Origin of the sequence: Methylobacterium sp. AMS5, from assembly GCF_001542815.1 — a bacterium.
GTDB lineage: Bacteria > Pseudomonadota > Alphaproteobacteria > Rhizobiales > Beijerinckiaceae > Methylobacterium.
This window is the reverse complement of the sequence record NZ_CP006992.1, coordinates 2,284,674-2,301,233: the sequence shown is the minus strand read 5'-3', so window position 1 is coordinate 2,301,233 and position 16,560 is coordinate 2,284,674. Positions and strand designations below refer to the sequence as shown.

General features: G+C 68.9%; 16 protein-coding genes. 10 read left to right on the top strand and 6 right to left on the bottom strand.

Annotated features, from left to right (window positions below):
* Positions 1 to 9: 9 nt before the first annotated feature.
* Entirely contained in the window at positions 10 to 999 is a 990-nt protein-coding gene (locus Y590_RS10390; RefSeq protein ID WP_060769767.1) for a glutathione S-transferase family protein, read from the bottom strand.
* Between the two features lie 169 nt (positions 1,000 to 1,168).
* Between Y590_RS10390 and Y590_RS10385 the strand changes: the two genes are divergently transcribed.
* Complete coding sequence (locus Y590_RS10385) at positions 1,169 to 2,287, top strand: NADH:flavin oxidoreductase/NADH oxidase (RefSeq protein WP_060769766.1); 1,119 nt, start codon at positions 1,169 to 1,171, stop codon at positions 2,285 to 2,287.
* A gap of 28 nt (positions 2,288 to 2,315) precedes the next feature.
* On the opposite strand, the gene Y590_RS10380 is transcribed toward Y590_RS10385, so the two are convergent.
* Entirely contained in the window at positions 2,316 to 3,089 is a 774-nt protein-coding gene (locus Y590_RS10380; protein WP_060769765.1) for a phosphodiester glycosidase family protein, read from the bottom strand.
* A 227-nt stretch (positions 3,090 to 3,316) separates the two neighbouring features.
* On the opposite strand from Y590_RS10380, the gene Y590_RS10375 reads away from it, so the two are divergent.
* Positions 3,317 to 3,892: a hypothetical protein gene (locus Y590_RS10375; protein WP_060769764.1), complete on the top strand. Its 576-nt coding sequence runs from the start codon at positions 3,317 to 3,319 to the stop codon at positions 3,890 to 3,892.
* Positions 3,893 to 3,944: 52 nt separating this feature from the next.
* On the opposite strand, the gene Y590_RS10370 is transcribed toward Y590_RS10375, so the two are convergent.
* Positions 3,945 to 4,352: a DUF4174 domain-containing protein gene (locus Y590_RS10370; protein WP_060769763.1), complete on the bottom strand. Its 408-nt coding sequence runs from the start codon at positions 4,350 to 4,352 to the stop codon at positions 3,945 to 3,947.
* A 93-nt stretch (positions 4,353 to 4,445) separates the two neighbouring features.
* Between Y590_RS10370 and curA the strand changes: the two genes are divergently transcribed.
* The 5 genes from curA (at position 4,446) to panC (ending at position 8,575) form a co-directional block, all read left to right on the top strand.
* A complete protein-coding gene (curA, locus tag Y590_RS10365; RefSeq protein ID WP_060769762.1) occupies positions 4,446 to 5,462 on the top strand; it encodes an NADPH-dependent curcumin/dihydrocurcumin reductase in 1,017 nt (338 codons plus the stop codon).
* A 206-nt stretch (positions 5,463 to 5,668) separates the two neighbouring features.
* Complete coding sequence (ssb, locus tag Y590_RS10360) at positions 5,669 to 6,232, top strand: single-stranded DNA-binding protein (protein WP_060769761.1); 564 nt, start codon at positions 5,669 to 5,671, stop codon at positions 6,230 to 6,232.
* Positions 6,233 to 6,606: 374 nt separating this feature from the next.
* Positions 6,607 to 7,212, top strand: a complete 606-nt coding sequence (locus Y590_RS10355) for a helix-turn-helix domain-containing protein (RefSeq protein ID WP_060769760.1) — start codon at positions 6,607 to 6,609, stop codon at positions 7,210 to 7,212.
* A 72-nt stretch (positions 7,213 to 7,284) separates the two neighbouring features.
* Positions 7,285 to 7,641 (top strand): hypothetical protein, encoded by a 357-nt coding sequence (locus Y590_RS10350; protein WP_060769759.1) that lies wholly within the window; start codon positions 7,285 to 7,287, stop codon positions 7,639 to 7,641.
* Positions 7,642 to 7,717: 76 nt separating this feature from the next.
* Positions 7,718 to 8,575 carry a pantoate--beta-alanine ligase gene (panC, locus tag Y590_RS10345; protein ID WP_060769758.1) on the top strand — a complete coding sequence of 286 codons (858 nt, stop codon included), beginning with the start codon at positions 7,718 to 7,720 and terminating at the stop codon, positions 8,573 to 8,575.
* Positions 8,576 to 8,646: 71 nt separating this feature from the next.
* Here the strand turns inward: panC and Y590_RS10340 are convergent, their stop codons facing one another.
* From Y590_RS10340 to Y590_RS10330, 3 genes are all read right to left on the bottom strand, one after another.
* Positions 8,647 to 10,485 carry an NADPH-dependent assimilatory sulfite reductase hemoprotein subunit gene (locus Y590_RS10340; protein WP_060772243.1) on the bottom strand — a complete coding sequence of 613 codons (1,839 nt, stop codon included), beginning with the start codon at positions 10,483 to 10,485 and terminating at the stop codon, positions 8,647 to 8,649.
* 210 nt (positions 10,486 to 10,695) lie between these two features.
* The gene (locus Y590_RS10335) at positions 10,696 to 12,471 is read right to left on the bottom strand and encodes a diflavin oxidoreductase (RefSeq protein ID WP_060769757.1); all 1,776 of its coding nucleotides are present in this window, start codon (positions 12,469 to 12,471) and stop codon (positions 10,696 to 10,698) included.
* 112 nt (positions 12,472 to 12,583) lie between these two features.
* Positions 12,584 to 13,087 (bottom strand): Lrp/AsnC family transcriptional regulator, encoded by a 504-nt coding sequence (locus Y590_RS10330; RefSeq protein WP_060769756.1) that lies wholly within the window; start codon positions 13,085 to 13,087, stop codon positions 12,584 to 12,586.
* 265 nt (positions 13,088 to 13,352) lie between these two features.
* Here Y590_RS10330 and Y590_RS10325 point away from each other — a divergent pair, with 265 nt between their 5' ends.
* The 3 genes from Y590_RS10325 to cysN are packed head-to-tail and all read left to right on the top strand — an operon-like array spanning position 13,353 to position 16,497.
* Positions 13,353 to 14,162, top strand: a complete 810-nt coding sequence (locus Y590_RS10325) for a phosphoadenylyl-sulfate reductase (RefSeq protein WP_060769755.1) — start codon at positions 13,353 to 13,355, stop codon at positions 14,160 to 14,162.
* Entirely contained in the window at positions 14,162 to 15,091 is a 930-nt protein-coding gene (cysD, locus tag Y590_RS10320) for a sulfate adenylyltransferase subunit CysD (RefSeq protein ID WP_060769754.1), read from the top strand. The genes Y590_RS10325 and cysD overlap by 1 nt, the downstream gene beginning before the upstream one ends.
* Positions 15,091 to 16,497 (top strand): sulfate adenylyltransferase subunit CysN, encoded by a 1,407-nt coding sequence (gene cysN / locus Y590_RS10315; RefSeq protein ID WP_060769753.1) that lies wholly within the window; start codon positions 15,091 to 15,093, stop codon positions 16,495 to 16,497. Before cysD ends, cysN begins: the two co-directional genes overlap by 1 nt.
* Positions 16,498 to 16,560: the final 63 nt, after the last annotated feature.

The following is a 16,560-nucleotide window of genomic DNA, read 5'->3' as shown; positions in this document are numbered from 1 at the left end:
GGTTCGGGTTCAACCGCCGAAGCGCAGGGCGCGATCGTTGGGCGCAGCGAAATCGAGTTCGGGGCCGAGCGGCACGATCCCGGTCGGGTTGATGCCGGGATGGCTGCCGTAATAGTGGCGCTTGATCTGATCGAGGTTCACCGTCTCCGCCACGCCCGGCAGGGCGTAGAGGTCGCGGAGATAGTTCGAGAGGTTGGGGTAGTCGGCAATCCGCTGCCGGTTGCACTTGAAGTGCCCGACATAGACCGCATCGAACCGCACCAGCGTGGTGAACAGGCGGATATCGGCCTCGGTGAGCACCGATCCGCAGAGGTAGCGCTGCCGGCCGAGCCGGTCTTCGAGCGCGTCGAGCTCCGAGAACAAGGCGGTGAAGGCGTCCTCGTAAGCGTCCTGCTTTGTCGCGAAACCCGCCTTGTAGACGCCGTTGTTGACCCGGTCGTAGACGCGTTCGTTGACGGCATCGATCGCACTGCGAAGGGCCTCCGGGTAGAGGTCCGGCCCGCCCGCACCGAAGGCGCCGTTCAGCATGCGGATGATCTCGGCCGACTCGTTCGAGACGATGGTCTCACGCTCTTTGTCCCATAGCACCGGCACGGTGACGCGGCCGGAATAGTCGGGCTTGGCCCGGACATAGATCTCGTAGAGCCGCTTGGCGCCGAACAGCGGATCGGCGGTCGAGCCCGGCACCCCGCCCTCCTCCTCGGCCCGGAAGACCCAGCCCTCCTCGCGCATGTACGGGGAGACCACCGAGACGGTGATGGCCTCCAACCGTTTCAGACGGCGGACGATCAGCGTGCGGTGCGCCCAGGGGCAGGCGAGCGCGACGATGAGATGATAGCGTTCCGCCTCGCCGATGAACCCGCCCTCCCCCGTCGGGCCGGGGGTGCCATCGGGCGTGACCCAATTCCGGAAGGCGGCGGCCGAGCGCTCGAAGCGCCCGCCGGACTTGGCAGTGTCGTAGCCCTTGTCGTGCCACGCGCCCTCGACCAGCAATCCCATCCCGAATGGTCCTTCCGCGTTACGCAACGGGTGAGATGGAGGAGTCCACCGCCGGGGGAAGCCTGCAACAAGGATCTCAGGCGTCCCATGCGCGGTTTCGGGCTGGCGGCCGGGGGCAGCGTATCCCAGATAGGCCGCCAATCGCCGCCACCGCGACCGGAGCCTGCCGATGTCAGCCCGCCTGTTCGAGCCCCTGCGCCTGGACGACCTGGAGCTCGAGAACCGCATCCTCATTGCGCCGATGTGCCAGTATTCGGCGCTGGCCGGCGCGGCGACCGACTGGCACCTGATGCATCTCGGCCAGCTCGCGCAGTCGGGCGCCGGGCTCCTGACCCTGGAGGCGACGGCGGTCTCGCCCGAGGCGCGGATCTCACCCGGCGATCTCGGCCTCTACGACGACGCCACCGAGCGGGCCCTGGCCCGCGTGCTCGACGCGGTGCGCGGCTATGCGCCGATCCCGGTGGCGATCCAGATCAACCATGCCGGCCGCAAGGCGTCGAGCCGCGCGCCTTGGGAGGGCGGCGCCCAGATCGCCCCGGACGCCCCCGACGGCTGGCAGACCGAGGCACCCTCGGCGGTGCCCCACGCGGAGGGCGAGGTGCCGCCGCACGCCCTCGACGCGGGGGGGTTGAAGCGGGTACGCGACGGCTTCGTCGCCACGGCCAAGCGCGCCATGCGCCTCGGCATCGACGCCGTCGAGCTGCACGGCGCCCACGGCTACCTGCTGCACCAGTTCCTCTCGCCGCTCTCCAACCGGCGGGACGACCATTACGGCGGCAGCCTGGAGAACCGGATGCGGTTTCCGCTGGAATGCTTCGAGGCGGTGCGCGAGGTCGTGCCCGCGGGCAAGCCGGTCTGGATGCGGGTCTCGGCGACCGATTGGGTCGAGGCGGGCTGGACCCTCGACGAGACGGTGGAACTCGCCCGCGCCCTCAAGCGCCGCGGCGCGGCCGCCATCCACGTCTCCACCGGCGGCCTCTCGACGGCGCAGAAGATCCCGGTCGGGCCGGGCTATCAGGTGCCCTTCGCCGAGCGGATCAAGGCGGAGACCGGGCTCACCACCATCGCGGTCGGCCTCATCACCGAGCCGCGCCAGGCGGAAGCCATCCTGGCGGAGGGCAAGGCCGACGCGGTCTCGCTCGCCCGCGCGATGCTCTACGATCCCCGCTGGCCCTGGCACGCCGCGGCCGAACTCGGGGCGCAGGTGCGGGCACCCAAGCAGTACTGGCGCAGCCAGCCACACCAGTACAAGGATCTGTTCAAGAGCTCGGCCTTCGGGCAGCGGTAGGGCCGGCGCGGGGTGGCAGGACGGCGTCCTACCGCCCCACCGCACCCACCAGCGGCCCGAGCGGCCGGCTGAGGTCGGAGCGGCCGAGGCCCGGTGCGTAGAGGCTCGACACGCTGCCGTCGAGGAACAGGGCGTTGCGGCAGCCGAAGCTGTCCTTGAACAGGCGGGCGAAGGCGCCGAAGGTCACCGGGCGCTCCGAGATCGCGAACACCGCGACGTGTCCGCCGTCGCGCACGCCGACGCCGTTGCGGATCTTCTGGCTCGGGCCGTCCGCCGAGATCTTCGGGTGAATCTTGCCGTCGATCACCAGCATCGGCCCCGATTGCGTGGCGAATTCGGGCGCTGGCTTGGCGCGCAAGTAGCGTCCGGTATCGAGCACGCCGGCCCGGTCGCCCTTCACGTAGAAGACGCCGTTCGGCTTGAGGTGGAAGTTGCCCGGTCCGTTGGCGGTGGAGGCGCCCTTCAACTCGCGCCCGTCCTCGACGTAGAGCCCGACCGGGGCCTGCCCCTTGTCGTACATGCCGGCGTTCATCGCGAAGCTGAGGCGCGGGCCCTGGCGCTCGGCGAGGCTCGACAGCGAGCCGTAGGGCAACCCGTCGGTTCCGAGCCAGAACAGCCGCACGCGCTCGCGCCGCAGATCGACGGTGCAGACCGTGTAGGGCTGCCCTTCGAACTCGACCCCCTGGCACGGCCCCTTGGCGGCGGGCGCCGGCTGCGCCCGGACAGGCACGGGTGCGAGCGGCCCGAGAATGAAGCCGGAGACCAAGGCGGCGGCGAGAGCGGGAACGGCGAGGCGGCGCATCACGGACGGGCGGTTCCTGAAGAGGCGGCCCCTGCGGGGCAGGCACGGCCGTATCCGCCCTCCTCGCGCGAAAGCATGGCAGCATTCAAGCAGCCGGCACGACAGACCGGGTCGTTCGCGGCGTCATCACAAGATGTTTGGGACCAGAGGTCGCAGGGACCGATTTTTCCCGTCACACGTTCAAAGCCAACAGGGGAGCACTTTCTCTCTCGGGTGGAGACGATCTGATGAAACGGGTTGTTCTGGCATCGGCGGTGATGGCAAGCGCGCTGATGATGATCCCGGCCACCGCCGATGCCCGTCCGGGCTTCGGTGGCGGCGGCTTCCGCGGCGGCGGGTTCGGTGGCGGCGGCTTCCGCGGTGGTGGGTTCGGCGGCGGTGGCTTCCGCGGCGGCTTCGCCGGCGGCGGTTTCCGCGGTGGTGGGTTTGGCGGCCCGCGCTTCGGCGGCGGCTTCGGCGGTCCGCGTTTCGGCGGCGGATTTGCCGGCCGGGGCGGTTTCTATCGCGGTGCCGGTTTCGGCGGCTGGCGCGGCGGTTATGGCGGCTGGCGGGGCGGCGGCTGGGGCTACCGGCGTGGCATCGGCCTGGGTGGCGTCGGTCTCGGGCTCGGTCTGGGCCTCGCCGCGGGCGGCCTCTACGGCGGCTATGGTGGCTGGGGTGGTTACGGCGGCTGGGGTGGCCCCTACGGCTACACGACGGTGGGCTACGACCCGTATTTCGCCGGTGGTGGCTGCTACACCGTCCCGCGCCTGACCTGGACGCCCTACGGCTACCGCCGCGTTCTGGTCGAGCGCTGCTACTGATCGCATCGAAGACAAGGAAGGGGCCGCTCGCGGCCCCTTCTTCTCGTATGGGTCAGCGCCGCTTCGCCTCGTCCTGCCGCATCGGCATGGCATCGATGGTGGAAAACAGGCGCTGCGGCGGGATCGGCTCCTCCGAGGTCAGCTTGGCGCCGCCGTCCTTGCCGACGAGCACCGCCCGGAACGCGTTGTCCGGAAGGCCGAGATGCCGGCGCAAGGCCGATGCCTCCGCCCCCTTCCCCACCGCCTCGAGCGTGACGAGATCGCGCTCGGACGCGCCCGTCCGCGCCGATGCCAGCGCCTGTCGCTGCGCCTGCAACCGCGCGTCATCGGCATCCGGCGCGGCCAGCACCAGCACCCGCGATTTCCAGCGATAGCCCGAGAGCGGATCGCCCCCCGCCGCTGCGGCGGCGCCCCCCATCGCCAGCATCGCCGCCGTCACGGCCACCGTCTTCCACGCCATCGCGAACCTCCGCGGTTGTGCCGCCATGCATTGCCGGAACCAGCGCGCGACCCATCTGCCCGGTTCCACCCCGAACAAACCCCGGAGGGCTTCATGGCAGTCGTCAACCGTCGGATCGTGCTGGCCGCGCGCCCACACGGCGAGCCGAAGCCCGAACATTTTCGCCTGGAAGAGGGGCGCACGCCCACGCCGCAACAGGGCGAGGTGCTGCTTCGGACCCGCTGGCTCTCCCTCGACCCCTATATGCGCGGGCGGATGAGTGCCGCGAAATCCTATGCCAAGCCCGTCGAGATCGGCGAGACCATGGTCGGGCAGACGGTGAGCGAGGTGGTCGCCTCGGAGAATCCGGCCTTCGCCGAGGGCGATCTCGTGCTGGCCAATGCCGGCTGGCAGGAATTCGCCGTCTCGGACGGAAAGAATCTGCAGCGCATCGACCCCGCCGACGGGCCGCCAAGCCAGTTCCTCGGAATCCTCGGCATGCCCGGCATGACCGCCTATACCGGGCTTCTGGAGATTGGCCGGCCACAGCCGAAGGAGACCGTCGTGGTGGCCGCCGCCGCGGGACCGGTCGGCTCCCTCGTCGGCCAGATCGCCCGCATCAAGGGCGCGCGGGCCGTCGGCATCGCCGGGGGCGCGGAGAAATGCGCCTACCTGACCGAGACGCTCGGCTTCGACGCGGCGGTCGACCACCGCGCCGCCGACTTCCCCGACGCGCTGGCCCGCGCCTGCCCCGATGGGATCGACGTGTATTTCGAGAATGTCGGAGGGGCGGTGTTCGACGCGGTGCTGCCGCTTCTCAACGACTTCGCGCGGGTGCCGGTCTGCGGCCTCGTCTCGGGCTACAATCTGAGCGAACTGCCCCCCGGCCCCGACCGCTCGCCGGTGCTGATGCGCGCCATCCTGACCAAGCGGCTGACGCTGCGCGGCTTCATCGTCTGGGATTTTGCCGCGATGCAGGGCGATTTCGTGCGCGACGTCGGCGGCTGGCTGCGCGCCGGGCGGGTCAAGGCGCGCGAGGACGTGGTCGAGGGCCTGGAAAACGCACCGGCCGCCTTCGCCGGGATGCTGCGGGGCGCCAATTTCGGTAAGCTCGTCGTGAAGGTCTCCTGAACGAAACCGAGCTTCGACGGGCGCCGCGCCGCTTGTCGCGCAACAAGAACAGAGATAGAACATTTGTGGCGGCGACGGCACGCGGTGGTTAGCGGGCACAACGGCCCCGGACGGCTTGCCGAGACGGGGCGGCACGCTCAAGAGTCCCGGCCATCGCGGGCGTGCCGTAGAATGCCCTGTGAGATCGGACCGGATGGAGAGATGAGATGGCGGGCAGCGTCAACAAGGTGATTCTGGTCGGCAATCTCGGGCGCGATCCCGAGACCCGGCGTCTGTCCTCGGGCGATCCCGTGGTGAACCTGCGCATCGCGACGTCGGAGTCCTGGAAGGACAAGGCGTCGGGCGAGCGTAAGGAGAAGACCGAGTGGCACTCGGTCGTGATCTACAACGACAACCTCGCCCGCGTTGCGGAGCAGTATCTGCGCAAGGGCTCGAAGGTCTACATCGAGGGCCAGCTCCAGACCCGCAAGTGGACCGACCAGTCGGGCGCGGAGAAGTACACCACCGAGGTGGTGCTTCAGCGCTTCCGTGGCGAGATGACGATTCTCGACGGCCGGGGCGGCGGCGGCGGTGGCGACTTCGCCGGCGAGGACGAGGGCGGCGGCCAGATCAGCCGCGGCGGCGACCGGGGGGGTGATCGCGGCGGCGACCGCGGCGGGCGCGACGATTACGGCTCGAGCCGCTCCGGCGGCGGCGGCGATCGCCGGCCGGCCTCGGGCAGCGGCGGCGCCAAGCCGAACTACGATCTCGACGACGACATCCCGTTCTAGGATTTCAAGCGAGGACCGTTTTTGGGGAGGGTCGGCGCGGACAGTGCCGGCCCTTTCTTCGTATCGGACAGTGAAGCGTCCGCTGGTGGCAGGGTGTTTTCACGAACCTTGAATGCGGGCACGTATCGCCGTGACAGCCTGCACGAACCCGAAACACTCTCACTTCGCACTACCCCCCGGAAATTTCGGTGTCGGGGGCAAACGCGGGGGCGGAACAGAGACTTCTTCGCCGCCGCGTGCCGATGATCGGCATCGTTAAATGGGCATTGCCGCTGGGCAAATGCGCCCCGCAACGACCGTTCCCGGTGGCGGTGTCGAAATCCTGCACCATAATATTTTCGTGCCGCAACGGCGAAAGGAGCAGCCAGGGATCCATGCTGAACACAGCGTCGAACGCGCCCGTCGTGGAGGAGCGCCCCCTGGAAAAGGCGCTCGGCCATCAGGTTCGCCTGCTTCGGAGGGAGCGCGACCTGTCGGTGGCCGATCTCGGCAGTGCGGCCGGCATCTCGCCCGGCATGATCTCCAAGATCGAGAACGGTGCGATCTCGCCCTCGCTCGCCTCGATCAACGCGATCGCCTCGGCCCTCAACGTGCCGATCACCGGCCTTTTCGCCGCCTTCGAGGAAACCCGTGACTGCAGCCACGTGAAGCGCGGCCACGGCGTGCCGATCGAGCGGCGCGGCACCAAAGTCGGGCATCTCTACGAGCTTCTGGGCGCCGGCATCCGCGGCGACGTGGTGGTGGAGCCCTACCTCATCACCCTCCAGGACGAGGCCGAGGCCTATACGAGCTTTCGCCATGTCGGGACGGAGTTCATCTACATGCTGACCGGCGAGGTGATGTATCACCATTCGGGCCAGGACTATCATCTGGAGCCCGGCGACGCGCTGATGTTTGATTCGAACGGCCTGCACGGCCCGGCCAAGCTCATCAAGACGCCGATGACCTATCTCTCGGTCATCGTCTATCCGCGGGCGTGAGCGCGCCGCGCGGTAACGATCCGTTCACCATAGGCTGCGAGGCATCGTGAAGCGGAGCGGGAGAGTGATGTGATGACGGCCGGTCGGCAGCGGGTGCTCGGTGCTCTCCTCGCCCTTTCCGGTCTCCACGGCAGCTCCTTATCCGCGGCCGACCTGCCGATGTTCGAGCCCGGCCCGCCCATCGCCTCCGCGGCGCCGCGCTTCTTCCCCCGTGGGGATGGGGATGCCGAGGGCGACAGGCCGGCCCGCCCCCTCCCCCGTCGTCTGGTCGGCTGTGCCCCGCGCATCGCGCCGGTGCCGACCAACGCGCCGTACGACCCGAGCTACGTCGGCTCGGAATACGGCCTGGGCAAGCCGAGCTATTACGGCTTCCGTCCCGGCCCCGGCTACGACGACCCGTTCGACCGGCCCCTGCGCTATTGCCCGTAATGCGGGGCCGCCCCGCTGGCATCCGGCGGCCCAGGCGCTTACCTGTGCGGCGCGTTTCCCTGCTCCGAGCTGCCCGATGTCCGACACGACCCTTCGCTTCGACACCCTTGAGGCCCTCCGTGCACGGGTCGACGCATGGCGGAGGAGCGGCGACCGGATCGTGCTGGTGCCGACCATGGGGGCGCTGCATGCCGGCCACCTCGCCCTGGTGGCGCATGCCAAGGCGATCGGCCGGCGGGCCATCGTCAGCATCTTCGTGAACCCGACCCAGTTCGGCCCGAACGAGGATTTCTCCCGCTACCCGCGGGACACGCAAGCCGACCTCGCGCTTTTGTCCGAAGCCGGCGCCGACGCCGTTTGGCTCCCCTCCGTCGAGACCATGTACCCGACGGGTTTTTCGACGCGCATCGAGCCCGGCCCGGCGGCGGAGGGTCTATGCGGCAGCGTCCGGCCCGGCCACTTCTCCGGCGTCGCCACCGTCGTGACCAAGCTCATTCATCAGGTGCGGCCCGACATCGCCCTGTTCGGCGAGAAGGATTTTCAGCAGTTGCAGGTGATCCGCTCGGTCATCCGCGACCTCGACATCGCGGTCACGATCGAGGGCGTTCCGACCTTGCGCGAGACGGACGGCCTCGCCCTCTCCTCGCGCAACCGCTACCTCGACCCGCATGAGCGGGCGGTCGCGCCGCGCCTGCACGCGGTGCTCGCCGAGATCGCCGATCGCCTCGCGCGCGGCGCCGAGGCGAGCCCGCTGGTGAGCGAGGGCATCGCGGCGCTGGAGGCGGCGGGTTTCGGCCCGGTGCAGTATCTGGAAGTGCGCGATGCGCAGACGCTGGCCCCCGTGGCCAGGGCCGAGCGGGAGGCGCGGGTGCTGGTGGCGGCCTATCTCGGCAGGACGCGGCTCATCGACAACGTGGCGGTGGTGCCGGCCTGAAGCGGCCCCTACGAAATGACGGCCGTAGACTGCCGGGGCGTTCGCCCCGGCCATCAGCGTCAGACGTGTCTTCAGGCCGCCCGCAGGGGACCCGTCCGCTCGTGGAAGTCCGGTCCGTTGCTCGTCTTGGCAACGTACCCGGCGCGGATCACGAAATCCCCGAAGTGCTCGCCCGGCTGCCGGTCCTTGGCATAGGCGGCGAAGAGCGGATCCAGGGTGCCCTTGATCTCGGAGGCGGTGACGTCCTCGCGGTAGAGCTTGCTCAGCCGGGAGCCGTCGAAGGCGGCGCCGAGATAGAGGTGGTAGCGCTCGGGGCCGCGGCCGACGAGGCCGATTTCCGAGATGAAGGGTCGGGCGCAGCCGTTGGGGCAGCCGGTCGAGCGGATGGTGATGGGCTCGTCCTGCAGCCCGTGGCGGGCGAGGCTCTCTTCCAGCTCGGTGAGGAGGTCGGGCAGGTAGCGCTCGCTCTCGGCCAGCGCGAGGCCGCAGGTCGGCAGGGCGACGCAGGCCATGGAGTTGCGGCGCAGCGCCGAAGCCCCCCGGGTCAGGCCGTACTCGTCGACCAGCGCATCGATCTCGGCCTTCTTGCCTGCCGGCACGTTGGCGATGATGACGTTCTGGTTGCCGGTCAGCCGGAAATCGCCCTCGTGCACCTCGGCGATGCGACGCAGGCCCGAGAGGAATTGCGGCCCACCCTCGATGTCCTTGATCCGGCCGGACGGCACGTAGAGTGTGAGGTGGTGGCGCCCGTCATCGCCCTCGACCCAGCCGTAGCGGTCGCCGTTGCCGTCGAAGGTGAAAGGCTTCGGCTCAGCCAGCGGATTGCCGATCCGCTTCTCGACCTCGGCCCGGAACGCGTCGAGGCCGAAGCGCTCGATCGTGTACTTGAGGCGGGCGTTCTTACGGTTCTTGCGGTTGCCCCAGTCGCGCTGGACCGTCATCACCGCCTCGGCCGCCTTCAAGGCATCCTCGGGCTTCACGAAGCCGAGCACGTCGGCGGTGCGCGGAAACGTGTCTGTCTCGCCGTGGGTCATGCCCATGCCGCCGCCGACGGTGACGTTCCAGCCCGTGACCCGGTTCTTCTTGTCGAGGATGGCGATGAAGCCGAGGTCGTGGGCGAAGATGTCGACCTCGTTGGAGGGCGGCACCGCGACCACGGTCTTGAACTTCCGCGGCAGGTAGGTCTTGCCGTAGATCGGCTCGACCTCGGCCGCGTCCTCGCCGCCGACCACGCGCTCGCCGTCGAGCCAGATCTCGCGCCACGCGCCGGTCTTCGGCAGCAGGGTGTCGGAAATGTCCTTGGCGAGCTGGAGCGCGATCTTGTGGGCGCCGGCCTGAGCCGGGTTGGTCGCGGCCATGACGTTGCGGTTCACGTCGCCGCAGGCGGCGATGGTGTCGAGCAGCGCCGAGTCGATCGCCGCCATCGTGCGCTTGAGGTTCGACTTGATGACGCCGTGATACTGGAACGTCTGCCGGGTCGTCGCCCGCAGCGCGCTGCCGGCATAGGTCGTGGCGATGTTATCGAGGATCAGCCACTGCTTGGGCGTCACGACGCCGCCCGCGATGCGCAGGCGGATCATGAAGCTGTAGGCCTTCTCGAGCTTCTTCCTGGTGCGTTCCGCCCGGATGTCCCGGTCGTCCTGCATGTACATGCCGTGGAACTTGACGAGCTGGCCGTCATCCTCGGAGATCGCGCCGGTGGCGTGCTTGAGGAGCCCGTCGGCGAGCCCGCCGCGCAGGTAGCCGCTGGCGATCTTCAGGTGCTCGTTGTGGGCGAGCCCGGCAGCCCGCGCGGCCTCCGCCTCCGTGATCGGAAGCTCGGTCGGCGGCGTCTCGTAGCGGCGCGCGCCGATGCCGGGCGTGTCCACGGCGGGGCCGTCAGGGGTGTCGATCGGCTTGTGGTCGTCCATGGCGGTGATCTCTGCAATGATCGCGTTCGGCCGCTCATCCCCGCCCGTCACCTCATCCTGAGGTGACGGAGCGAAGCGGAGACCTCGAAGGAGGGCTCCCGTTCTCGCGGCGATCCCTGGAGCCTTCCCGCGAAGCGCGCTGGCGCGAGCGTCTCAGGATGAAGTCCAGATCGGGAAGGAACGCCGTCCTTCCTCAGTCAACGTCGTGCCTCAGTAAACGTCCTGCTGGTAGCGCCGGGCGCGTTCCAGCGAGGCGACATGCGCCTCGGCGTCGGCGCTGCCGAGGCCCTTCACGCTCTCGAAGGCGCGCACCACGGCGGCGCGCACGTCCTTGGCCATGTTCTTGGCATCGCCGCAGACGTAGAAATGGGCGCCGCCATCGAGCCATTCCACCACCTCGGCGGCCTGTGCGTCGATCCGGTCCTGCACGTAGATCTTCTCCGGCTGGTCGCGGGAGAAGGCCACGTCGATCTTGGCCAGCGAGCCGTCCTCCAGCGCGTCCTGCCATTCGAGCTGGTACAGGAAGTCGTGGGTGAAGTGACGGTCGCCGAAGAACAGCCAGGAGCGGCCGGGGGCCTCCGTGGCGCGGCGCTCCTGCACGAAGGCGCGGAACGGCGCGACGCCGGTGCCGGGGCCGACCATGATGATGTCGGTCGCCGGGTCGGAGGGCAGGCGGAAATGCTTGTTGGGCTTCACCCGAACCCGCAGCTTGGCGCCGTTCTTGATACGGTCGGCGACATGCACCGAGGCGACGCCGGAGCGGGCGCGGCCATGGGTCTCGTAGCGCACGGCGGCGATGGTGAGATGCACCTCGTCGCCGACTTCCCTACGCGAGGAGGCGATGGAATAGGCCCGCGGCGGCAGCGGCCGGGTCACGGTGTTGAGATGCTCGGCGGTCAGTTCGGCGGGGAAGCGCTCGATCAGGTCGATCAGGTGCCGCCCCTCGATCCAGGCCTTCACCTCGCCGCTCTCGACGAACTTTTGGGCGTCGGCGTGCCCGGTCGCCTTGGCGAAGCGCTCGACCGTGGTGGGCGAGAGCGTGGTGATGTCGCGCTCGGCGAGCAGCGCCTTGCGCAGAGCCTCGTCACCCGAGAGCCCGGCCGCGCGCAGGATCTCGTCCACGAGCTGCGGGTCGTTCTCCGGGAAGATCTCCAGCGAATCGCCGGGCTCGTAGGCCGGCGCCCCGTCCTCGAATTCGAGGGCGAGGTGGATCGTCTCCTTGTCGGAGCGCGAGGAGTTGAGGTTCACGTGGTCGATCACCTCGACCACCACAGGCTCGCGGCTGACTTCGCCGTCCTCGTCCTCGGCTCCGGCGCGGAAATCGACGGCCACCACGTTGTCGGCCGGCACTTCCGCCGGCGCCAGCGCCTTCAGCGTCCCCTTGATCCACTCGGCGGCCGGCTTCTCGAAATCGAGGTCGAGATCCGCGCGGTCGTAGGCACGCTTGGCGCCGAGCGCCTCGAAGCGCGCGTCGAGCGCCTTCCCGATCGCACAGAACTCCGCGTAGCTGGTGTCACCCAGCGCCAGCACGCCGAACGCGAGGCCGTCGAGGCGCGGCGCGGCATCGGACATCAGCTCGCCATAGGCCCGCACCGCGCGGGCGGGCGGCTCGCCCTCGCCCCAGGTCGCGGCGATGGCGATGACCTTGCCGGCCTTCGGCAGGGTGGCCAGATCGAGATCGGCGAAATCCACGACCTTCGGCTTGAAGCCCTGCTTGCGCGCGAGCTTGCTCACGTCGCTCGCGAGCTTTTCGGAATTGCCCGATTCGGACGCGAACAGGATCGTCAGCGGCTCGGCCGCCTTCGGGGGTGCGGCGGGGGCCGGAGCCGCCGCAGCCGGCTGGCCGGCAGCCGCGTCGAGACCGGCGAGGAAGCCCGTCAGCCACGCGCGCTGAATCGGCGTCGCCGCGCCGAGCGCCGCGTCGAGATGGGCCCGCTCCTGATCTCCGAAGGGAGCCGTACGGGGGAGGAGTGCTTGCCTGGACATTGTGGGTGCCATGTCGTCCGCCGGAGCGCCGCTGTCAACGTCGAAACGTCCGTTTTAAAGAACGCCCCGCAGAGAGAAGAGATTGTTCGCTGTTGCGCTGCGAAAAGGAAATTTATTCTCCGACCACTGCCAGCCGCGGCTCGGCCCGTCCCCGCGGGGGCGGCGCCGGCAACGGCAGGGCGGTCGTCGACTTCACCTTTTCCATGGCGAAGCGCGAGGTCACGTTCTTGAGAGGCAGGGTCGCGATCAGGTTCTTATAGAACGTGTCGTAGGCGGCCATGTCGGCCACGACGACGCGCAGCATGTAATCGACGTCACCGGCCATGCGGTAAAATTCGAGCACCTCCGGCATCGCCGCGATCCGATCGGCGAATTGCTCCAGCCAGTCCTTGGAATGGTCGGATGTTTCGATGGAAACGAAGACGGTGAGGCCGAGTCCGAGCTTCACCGGATCGAGCACGGCGACGCGCCGGTCGATCACGCCGTCGGCCTCGAGACGCTGGATCCGCTTCCAGCACGGGGTCTGCGACAGCCCGACCTGCTCGCCGATGGCGGCGATGGAGAGGGTGGCGTCCTTCTGCAGAAGCGCGAGGATCTTCAGGTCGATCGAGTCCAAGGTCGGCCTCTCCGGAATTGTTGGCGAGGATGGTCTCAAGAGGGCGCTGCCCGAAACGCCGGGCGACGAGCCCGATCGGGCACCTCGTTGAGAAGATTCTTTTCTAATTGGGCAACGATCCGCCGCGGCGGCCGTTGCAGGCTCGTTCGCAGCGCAGCGGAGGATTGCGTGCGCGAAAGCACCGCAAGGGTCCGGGCGCCTTGACAGCGTTCGTTATAGCGAACATTTCAGAGCTCCGACAAGCAGGCAATCCGATTTTACGCACATGACCGCTGCTCTCGTCCGAGCGGCCGGGGACCTCGCCGAAGCCATGGCGGGGCTGGACCTCCGGGGGCGCATCCGCCTCGTCGAGGACCGCATCCCGGGCCGGCTCGTCTTCACCACAAGCCTCGGCATCGAGGATCAGGCGCTCACGCACGCGCTCGCCCTGAACAAGGGCCGCACCGAGATCGTCACGCTCGATACCGGCCGCCTCTACCCCGAGACCTACGACGTCTGGACCGAGACGGAGGCTGCCTACGGCATCCGCATCCGCGCCTATGCGCCGGAGCGGGTGGCCGAGGAGGAGTTCGTCGCGCGCGAGGGCATCAACGGCTTTCGCCACTCGATCGCCGCGCGGCAGGCCTGCTGCGGCTTCCGCAAGGTCGAACCGTTGGGCCGGGCGCTCACCGGCGCGGCGGCGTGGTTCACGGGACTTCGCGCCGGGCAATCCGCCAACCGCGCGGACACGCCGCTGGCGGAGGCCGACGAGGGCCGCGGGCTGATCAAGGTCAACCCGCTCGCCGACTGGTCGCGCGCCGACGTCGATCGCTTCGTGCGCGACAACTTCATTCCCTACAACACGCTGCACGATCGCGGCTTCCCCTCGATCGGCTGCGCGCCCTGCACCCGCGCCGTCAAGGTCGGCGAGGATGAGCGGGCCGGCCGCTGGTGGTGGGAGCAGGAATCCAAGAAAGAGTGCGGCCTGCACCTGCACAGGCCGGACGGTGACGTGGCGCCCGGACAGGAGGCCGCGGCCTTCGAGGAACCGGCGAGCGCCGCGACCTCACGCGAACACAGAAGGGAACTGGTCTGATGAGCGCTGCCGTCGCCGCGCCCGCGCGCACCCGCCTGACGCATCTCCAGCGTCTGGAGGCCGAGAGCATCCACATCTTCCGGGAGGCGGTCGCCGAGGCCGAGAACCCGGTGATGCTCTACTCGATCGGCAAGGATTCGTCGGTGCTGCTGCACTTGGCGCTGAAGGCCTTCGCGCCGGGGCGCCTGCCGTTCCCCCTGATGCACATCGACACGACCTGGAAGTTCCGCGAGATGATCGCCTTCCGCGATCGGCGCGCCAAGGAACTCGGCCTCGAACTCATCGTGCACACGAATCAGGACGGGCTCGCCAAGGGCATCGGCCCGGTCAGCCACGGCTCGGAAGTGCACACCGACGTGATGAAGACGCAGGCCCTGCGGCAGGCGCTCGACAAGTACAAATACGACGTGGCCTTCGGCGGCGCCCGCCGGGACGAGGAGGCGAGCCGCGCCAAGGAGCGCATCGTGAGCTTGCGCAACGGCCAGCACCGCTGGGACCCGAAGCGCCAGCGCGCCGAGCCCTGGCACCTCTACAATTTCAAGAAGCGGCGCGGCGAGAGTTTTCGCGTGTTCCCGCTGTCCAACTGGACCGAACTGGATATCTGGCTCTACATCGAGCAGGAAAACATTCCGATCGTCCCGCTCTACTTCGCCGCCGAGCGGCCGGTCGTCGAGCGCGACGGCCAGCTCATCATGGTCGATGACGAACGCTTTCCGCTGGAACCGGGCGAGACCCCGGAGCTGCGACAAGTCCGGTTCCGTACGCTCGGCTGCTACCCGCTGACCGGCGCGGTCGAGAGTCCGGCTGCGACCCTGCCGGAGATCATCGGCGAGACGCTGGCCGCCCGCACCTCGGAGCGCCAGGGCCGGGTCATCGACAAGGACGGCGCCGGCGCCATGGAGCGCAAGAAGCAGGAGGGCTACTTCTGATGACCATCCATCAGTCTCCGGAAGCGTTCGGCTACGACGCCTTCCTGCGCCAGCACCAGAACAAGGAAGTCTTGCGCTTCATCACCTGCGGCTCGGTCGATGACGGCAAGTCCACCTTGATCGGGCGGCTGCTGCACGACACCAAGCAGATCTTCGACGATCAGGTGACGGCGCTCCAGCGCGATTCGCGCAAGCATGGCACGCAAGGGGGCGAGGTCGATCTCGCGCTGCTGGTCGACGGTCTCCAGGCCGAGCGCGAGCAGGGCATCACCATCGATGTGGCCTACCGCTTCTTCTCGACCGACCGGCGCTCGTTCATCGTCGCCGACACCCCCGGCCACGAGCAGTACACCCGCAACATGGCGACCGGCGCCTCGACCGCCGACGTCGCCGTGATCCTGGTCGATGCCCGCCACGGGCTGACCCGCCAGACTCGGCGCCACGCGCTGCTCGTCTCGCTACTTGGCATCCGCCGCGTCGCGCTCGCCATCAACAAGATGGATCTCGTCGGTTGGTCGCAAGACAAGTTCGAGGCGATCGTCTCCGGCTTCCAGGCCTTTGCCGCGCCGCTGAACTTCATCGAGGTGCGGGCGATCCCGCTCTCGGCCAAGAACGGCGACAACGTCGTGCTGCCGGGTGCCGCCGCGACTTGGTACACGGACGTTCCGCTGCTGCGCTACCTTGAGGACGTCCCGGTGAAGTCGGAGGAGCGCGCCGCCGCCTTCCGCATGCCGGTGCAGTGGGTGAACCGCCCGAACTCCGACTTCCGCGGCTTCTCGGGACTGATCGCCTCGGGCTCCGTCGCACCGGGCGATGCCGTCACCGTCGCGCCCTCCGGCAAGACTTCGACGATCGCCCGCATTTTCACCGCCGACGGTGATCTGGAGCGGGCGAGCGAGGGTCAGTCGGTCACGCTGGTGCTGGCCGACGAAATCGATGCCTCGCGCGGCGCGGTGATCGCGACCTCGGACGCGCCCCTGACGCTGACCGACAGCCTCGACGTGCGCCTGTTCTGGGCCGCCGAATCCGATCTTGCCCCCGGCGCCAACCTCTGGGCGAAGGTCGGCACGCAGACCGTCAACGCGGTGGTGAAGGCGGTGCACCGCCGGATCGATCCGGAGACCGGACAGGCCGGCCCCGCCGACAAGCTCGCGGTCAACGATATCGGCGACGTGACGCTGACCCTCGACCGGCAGATCGCCGTCGATCCCTATGCCGAGAACCGCGACACCGGCAGCCTGATCCTGATCGACCGCGAGACCACCGACACGGCCGCGCTCGGCCTCGTCCAGACCGTCGTGGCCTCGGCCAGGGCATCCGCCCCGGCCCCGTCCGAGACGACGTCGCAGGAGCCCGCCCGCAACGGCGGCCTGCTCGCCGGAATCAAGCGGCTGTTCGGCAGGTAAAATCCGAACCGGAAAACCCCCTCCTCTCTGCGGGAGAGGGTTTTCCTGGCCGGCAGTTCGGCC